The organism is Thauera sp. (genome assembly GCF_034003485.1).
GTDB lineage: Bacteria > Pseudomonadota > Gammaproteobacteria > Burkholderiales > Rhodocyclaceae > Thauera.
In genome coordinates this window covers 1-5,951 of the sequence record NZ_JAVEYL010000072.1, presented here as the reverse complement: position 1 = coordinate 5,951, position 5,951 = coordinate 1, and the positions used below count along the sequence as shown (strand labels likewise).

Here is a 5,951-nt window from a genome sequence, read left to right as displayed (position 1 = left end):
GCGCTGTCGGCGATGTCGCAGCCGATCGCCACCGCCTCGGCGCCACGCGACTGCGCAATGGCGACGGTCTCGGCTGCGGTTTCCGCGTTGATGTCGGACACCACGACCCGGGCGCCCTGCTGCGCCAGCTGCAAGGCCACACCGCGACCGATGCCTTGGCCGGCGCCCGTGACGACGGCGACCTTGCCCGCGAGAAGTCCGTTGCCCGTCGCCGTCATCGCTCAGGCCTCCGCTGTGCTCAGGTCGCCGTAGCGCTGCACGTGGAAATCGCCATCGCCGAGGCTGGCCTGCGCAACACGGATGCGCTTGAGGTAGAGGCCGACGTCGAGCTCGTCGGTGACGCCCATGCCGCCGTGCAGCTGCACCGCCTCGCGGCTGATGCGGTGGGCGGCGTCGCCGGCCTTCCACTTGGCGAGGCTGGCCATGCGCGCGCGCGTCGCGGCGTCGAGCGCCGGGTCGTCCATCGCCGCCAGGCCGGCCATCACCGTGCTGCGTGCGAGCTGCAGGTGCGCGTAGCACCACGCGGCGCGGTGCTGCAGGGCCTGGAAGCTGCCGATGGGCACGTCGAACTGCACGCGCGTCTTCAGGTACTCGATGGTGGTGTCGAACAGGCTTTGCGTGGCGCCGAGCATCTCCGCCGCCAGGCAGACCCGGCCGCGATCGAGCGCAGCATCGAGCGCGACGAAGCCCTCGCCCTCCGCGCCCAGCCGCGCCGCGGCGCCGACGCGCACCTCGTTCAACACCAGCGTGGCGTGGTTGCGCGAATCGAGCGTCTTCATCGGCGACACCCGCACGCCGGCCGCGTCCGCGGCGACGATGAACAGGCTGATGCCGACCTGCTCGCCCGGCAGGCCGCCGGTGCGCGCGGCGACGATGAAGGCATCCGCGCCCACGCCGTCGGCGACGAAGGCCTTGGTGCCGGTGAGCACGTAGCCGTCGCCCGCACGCGTGGCGCGCAGCGCGACCGCGGCGGGGTCGTGGCGCGGCGTTTCATCCACCGCCAGCGCGACGCGTTTGTCGCCGCCGATCAGGGCGGCCATCCATTCGGCCTGCTGCGCTTCGGAGCCGGCGAGCTCGATCACCGAACCGCCGAGCACGACGCTCGACAGCAGCGGCGAGGCCGACAGGTTGCGGCCGATCTGCTCGAACACCGCGCCCAGGCCCTTGCAGCCAAAGGCGAGGCCACCGAGCGCCTCGGGGAAGGGAATCGCGCTCCAGCCCATGTCGACCATCTCGCGCCACAGCGCGGCATCGAAGCCGTCGGCCGAGCCCTCATCGCGCAGCTTGCGCTGGGCGGTGACCGGGCTCTTCGCCATCAGGAACTCGGCGGCGGTGTCGGCCAGCAGTTGCTGCTCTTCGGAATAAACCAGACTCATGACACCCTGCTCCTCACTTGCCCTGCTTGCCGCTGTTGCCTTCGGGCAACTCCAGCACGCGCTTGGCGATCACGTTCAACTGCACCTCGGACGAGCCGCCGGCGATGGTCTGCGCAAAGCTGCCCAGCCACGCCTTGGTGAGCGCCAGCTCCTGCGCCTCGAAGGCGTCGCCTTCCCAGCCCAGGGCGCGGTGGCCGAGCACGTCGACCAACACCTCGAATTTGTCCTTCTCCTGTTCGGAGTGCACCAGCTTCATGATTGACATCAGCCCGGACACGTTCTTGCGCGCGCGCGCTTCCTCGCCCATGCGCTGGGCGGTGAGGCTGTAGGCCATCTCGTCCATCGCCGTCGCATACACGCGCTGGCGCAGCGCAACGTCGGCCGGCGAGGACGCGTCCTGCGCCGGCAGGTAGTTGCCGGCGATCGACAGCAGGTCGAAGTGGGTCGGCAAGGCGAACTCGCCGAACTTGGACATCGCGCGGCGCTCGTGTTGCAGCAGCGCCTTGGCCAGGGTCCAGCCGCCGTTGAGCGGGCCGATCAGCTGGCCCTTGGGCACCTTCACGTTGTCGAAGAAGACCTGGCAGAAGGACGACTTGCCGCTGATGAGGTCGATCGGCCGCGCCTCGATGCCCGGCGACGCCATGTCAACCACGAGCAGGCTGATGCCCTGCTGCTTGGGCACGTCGGGGTTGGTGCGCACCAGCATGTACATCCAGTCGGACTTGTCGCCGTAGGAGGTCCAGATCTTGGTGCCATTGACCACGAAGTGATCGCCGGCATCCACCGCGCTGGTCTTGAGGCTGGCAAGGTCGGAGCCGGCATTGGGCTCGGAGAAGCCCTGGCACCAGCGGATCTCGCCGCGCGCCATCGGCGGCAGCAGCTCGCGCTTCTGTGCCTCGCTGCCGAACTCGAGGATCACCGGGCCCAGCATCCAGATGCCGAGGTTGATCTGCGGCGGGCGGCAGCGCAGCCGGCGCATCTCGGACTCGAGCACCGCGTTCTGCTCCGGCGTCAGCCCGCCGCCGCCATACTCGGCCGGCCAGTCGGGGCAGAACCAGCCCTTGTCGCGCATGCGCTCGAACCACAGGCGCTGGTCCGCGTTCTTGAACTCGACCGTGCGCCCGCCCCACACCAGCTCGCCGTCAGGCATCGCGGTGCGCATCGATTGCGGGCAGTTGGCTTCGAGCCAGGCCCGGGTCTCGCGGCGGAAATCTTCGAGGGTGCTCATGTCTTCTTCCTGTGCGGGGTTCAGCGCGAACGCGGCATGCCGAGGCCGAACTGTGCCACCAGTTCGCGCTGGATCTCGTTGGTGCCGCCGCCGAAGGTCAGCGTGACCGAGGCGCGCACCTCGTATTCCAGCTCGCCGAGCAGGGCCGCGGCCGCCGAGCCTTCGCGCACCAGGCCACTGGCGCCGACGATCTCGGACAGCTTGCGCAGGATATCGACCGCGGACTCCGAACCGTACACCTTGGTCGCCGACGCCAGCGCCACGTCCATGTGCCCACGCTCGAGGTCGGCGGCGATGCGGAAGTTGATCAGCCGCATCGCCTCGATCTTCGCGTAGCACTCGGCGAGCAGGCTGCGCACCCAGGCCGCATCGACCGCGCGGCGGCCGTTCTCGTCGGTGGCCTTGGCCCACAGCAGCACGCGGCGGAACAGGGCGACGACCTTGTCCGACCACGAGCCCAGGCCCAGGCGTTCGTGGTTGAGCTGGGCGGTGATCAGCTTCCAGCCGCCGTTGAGCTCGCCCACCAGCATGTCCCTGGGCACCTTGACGTTGTCGTAGTAGGTGGCGGCGGTCGGGTTGCTGCAGGTGGGGATGACGGTGTGCGAGAAGCCTTCGGCCTTGGTGTCCAGGATCAGGATGGACACGCCCTTGTGGCGCGGCAGGTTGGGGTCGGTGCGCGCGGCGAGCCAGACGTAGTCGGCGGCCTCGGCGCCCGAGGTCCATAGCTTGTTGCCGTTGACCACGAAGTGGTCGCCTTCGAGCCGCGCGGAGGTCTTGAGCGTGGCGAGGTCGGAGCCGGCTTCCGGCTCGGAATAGCCGATGGCGAACATGATCTCGCCGGCGGCGATGCCGGGCAGGAACTTCTTCTTCTGCAGCTCGGTGCCCGCCTCCATCAGCGCCGGACCGACCGTGCTGATGGTGACGAAGGGCAGCGGCGCGCCAGCGATGTTGGCTTCCTCGAAGAAGATCAGCTGTTCGGTGGCGGCATAGCCCTGGCCGCCGTGTTCCTTGGGCCAGCCCACGGCCAGCCAGCCGTCCGCGCCCATCTTGCGGATGGTGTTGCGGTACAGCTCGCCGCCTTCCTTGCCGCGCAGCTCGCTGCGCAGTTCGGGGGTCATCAGGGTTTGGAAGTAGTCGCGCACCTTCAGGCGCAGCGCGTGTTGTTCCGGGGTCAGATCGACGAACATCGTTCGTTCTCCTTCGCTCAGGCGACGCCGAGGATGAGGCCGCTGGTGGGCACGCCGGTGCCGGCGGTGACCAGCACGTTCTCGACAGCGGCCACCTGGTTGGCGGCCGTGCCGCGCACCTGGCGCACCGCCTCGGCGACGCCGTTCATGCCGTGGATGTAGGCCTCGCCGAGCTGGCCGCCGTGGGTGTTGATCGGCAGCTTGCCGCCGCGGGCATGCTCGCCGGCACGGATGAAGTCCTTCGCCTCACCACGCTTGCAGAAGCCGAATTCCTCCAGCTGCGGCAGCACGAAGGGGGTGAAGTGGTCGTAGATGACGGCGGTCTGGAAGGCGTCGGGGCCGAGGCCGGACTGGGCGTAGAGCTCCTGCGCCACCACGCCCATCTCCGGCAGGCCGGTGATGTCGTCACGGTAGTAGGAGGTCATGCTCTGCTGGCCTTCGGTGATGCCCTGCGAACCGGCCTTGATGATCACCGGCTTCTGCTTGAGGTCACGGGCGCGCTCGGCCGAGGTGATGACCATCGCCACCGCCCCGTCGGATTCCTGGCAGCAGTCGAGCAGGCGCAGCGGCTCGGCGATCCACTTCGAGGCCTGGTGCTCTTCAAGCGTGATCGGCTTGCCGTAGAAGAAGGCGGCCGGGTTGGTGGCGGCGAAGTCGCGCACGGCGACCGACACGCGACCGAAGTCCTCGCTGGTGGCGCCGTATTCGTGCATGTAACGCTGGGCGAACATGCCCACCCAGGCGGCCGGGGTGTGGAAGCCGTAGGGCATGTACCAGCCGTAGTTCACGTTCTCGAAGATCGGCGTGTCGCCAAAGCCGTAGGTGCCGGTGCCGAAGCGATACCACGAGCGCTCGTTCATGGCGCGGAACACCACCACCACCTTGGCCAGGCCGGTGGCCACCGCCATCGCGGCATGCACCACCGGCGCGCAGGCGGCGCCGCCGCCATGCGGGATCTGCGAGAAGAACTTGACGTTCTTGCAGCCGAGCAGGCGCGCGATCTCGTAGTCGGGCACCTTGTCCATGGTGTAGGACGAGAAGCCTTCGACCTCGGAGGGGTCGATGCCGGCATCGGCCAGCGCGGCCAGGGTGGATTCCATGGCCAGGCGCAGCTCGGTGCGGCCGGAGTTCTTGGAGAATTCGGTCGCGCCCAGGCCAACGATGGCAGCGCGGCCGGAAAGGGACAGTTCCGTCATGTGTTCGGTTCTCCGCGTGTCAGGGCAGCACCAGCGTGGCCGTACCGGTCACGTGGCTGCCCATCGAGTTCTTGCCCTTGAGGGCGACGTCCACCTCGCGGCTGGCCGCATCGGTGCGGACGACCTCGCCGCTGAAGGTCATGGTGTCGCCCGGGTAGTTGGGCGCGCCGAGCTTGATCTTGAGATCCTTGAAACGCGCCGCCGGACCGGCCCAGCCCTCGACGAAGCGCTGGGTGAGGCCACTGGTGGTGAGGATGTTCATGAATACGTGCGGCGAGCCGAGCTGCTGGGCGGCCTCCATGTCGTGGTGGCCGGGGAAGTAGTCGCGAGTGGCGATCGCCGCCGAGGCGATCAGCGTCGTGGTGATCGGGATCGCCAGCTCGGGCAGCGCCTCGCCGAGGCGCACGTCATCAAAGCGCTTGCTGTTCTTCGAGGTCATATTTCCATCCCAGCGTGTCGTTGTTGGCGAGCCAGTCGCCGAGTCGTTCGAGCGTGGCGGCACTGCCGCCCAGGGAGATGCCGAGCGCGCGGCTCCAGTACAGGTAGCGGTGGATCGGGTAGGTCAGATCGACGCCGATGCCGCCATGCACGTGCTGCGCCTTGTGGCCGACGAGGTGGCCGCACTCGCTGGCAAGGTACTTGACCGCCAGCGCCTCGGACGGCGACGGCAGGCCGGCATCCAGGCGATACACCAGCTGCCACAGCGCCGAGCGCAGCGCCTCGATCGCGATGTGGGCGTCGGCCATGCTCATCTGCACCGCCTGGAAGGTGGCGATGGCACGGTCGAACTGGCGACGGTCGTTGATGTACTCGACCGTGCGGCGTACCTGCTCGGCGCTGACGCCCAGCTGCAGCGCTGCCAGCGCGGCGATCGCACGCTGCTCCAGCCAGGGCAGCGCGGCCTCGGGCAGCACCGCGTCCGCCGCAAGGCGGTGGGCGTTGAAGCCGAGGTCGGCGACCGCCT

Annotated in this window: 7 protein-coding genes; all 7 read right to left on the bottom strand. The window is 68.8% G+C overall.

Annotated features, from left to right (window positions below; all coding sequences use genetic code 11):
* Positions 1-218, bottom strand: a 218-nt coding sequence (locus RBT54_RS18090; protein WP_320368387.1) for an SDR family NAD(P)-dependent oxidoreductase, incomplete at its 3' end; no start/stop codon positions are given.
* A 3-nt stretch (positions 219-221) separates the two neighbouring features.
* Positions 222-1,376: an acyl-CoA dehydrogenase family protein gene (locus RBT54_RS18085; RefSeq protein WP_320368386.1), complete on the bottom strand. Its 1,155-nt coding sequence runs from the start codon at positions 1,374-1,376 to the stop codon at positions 222-224.
* A gap of 13 nt (positions 1,377-1,389) precedes the next feature.
* The gene (locus tag RBT54_RS18080; RefSeq protein ID WP_320368385.1) at positions 1,390-2,604 is read right to left on the bottom strand and encodes an acyl-CoA dehydrogenase family protein; all 1,215 of its coding nucleotides are present in this window, start codon (positions 2,602-2,604) and stop codon (positions 1,390-1,392) included.
* A 20-nt stretch (positions 2,605-2,624) separates the two neighbouring features.
* Positions 2,625-3,791 carry an acyl-CoA dehydrogenase family protein gene (locus RBT54_RS18075; RefSeq protein WP_320368384.1) on the bottom strand — a complete coding sequence of 389 codons (1,167 nt, stop codon included), beginning with the start codon at positions 3,789-3,791 and terminating at the stop codon, positions 2,625-2,627.
* A gap of 17 nt (positions 3,792-3,808) precedes the next feature.
* Positions 3,809-4,987: a lipid-transfer protein gene (locus RBT54_RS18070; RefSeq protein ID WP_320368383.1), complete on the bottom strand. Its 1,179-nt coding sequence runs from the start codon at positions 4,985-4,987 to the stop codon at positions 3,809-3,811.
* A gap of 19 nt (positions 4,988-5,006) precedes the next feature.
* On the bottom strand, positions 5,007-5,426 hold the full coding sequence (locus RBT54_RS18065; RefSeq protein WP_320368382.1) for a MaoC family dehydratase: 420 nt from the start codon (positions 5,424-5,426) through the stop codon (positions 5,007-5,009).
* Positions 5,398-5,951, bottom strand: a 554-nt coding sequence (locus tag RBT54_RS18060; protein ID WP_320368381.1) for an acyl-CoA dehydrogenase family protein, incomplete at its 5' end; no start/stop codon positions are given. The genes RBT54_RS18065 and RBT54_RS18060, both read right to left, overlap by 29 nt.

Excerpts from the sequence above, each read along its gene's own strand:
- RBT54_RS18070 (WP_320368383.1), bottom strand. The coding sequence starts at position 4,987 with ATGACGGAACTGTCCCTTTCCGGCCGCGCTGCCATCGTTGGCCTGGGC.
- RBT54_RS18075 (WP_320368384.1), bottom strand. The coding sequence starts at position 3,791 with ATGTTCGTCGATCTGACCCCGGAACAACACGCGCTGCGCCTGAAGGTG.
- RBT54_RS18085 (WP_320368386.1), bottom strand. The coding sequence starts at position 1,376 with ATGAGTCTGGTTTATTCCGAAGAGCAGCAACTGCTGGCCGACACCGCC.
- RBT54_RS18065 (WP_320368382.1), bottom strand. The coding sequence starts at position 5,426 with ATGACCTCGAAGAACAGCAAGCGCTTTGATGACGTGCGCCTCGGCGAG.
- RBT54_RS18080 (WP_320368385.1), bottom strand. The coding sequence starts at position 2,604 with ATGAGCACCCTCGAAGATTTCCGCCGCGAGACCCGGGCCTGGCTCGAA.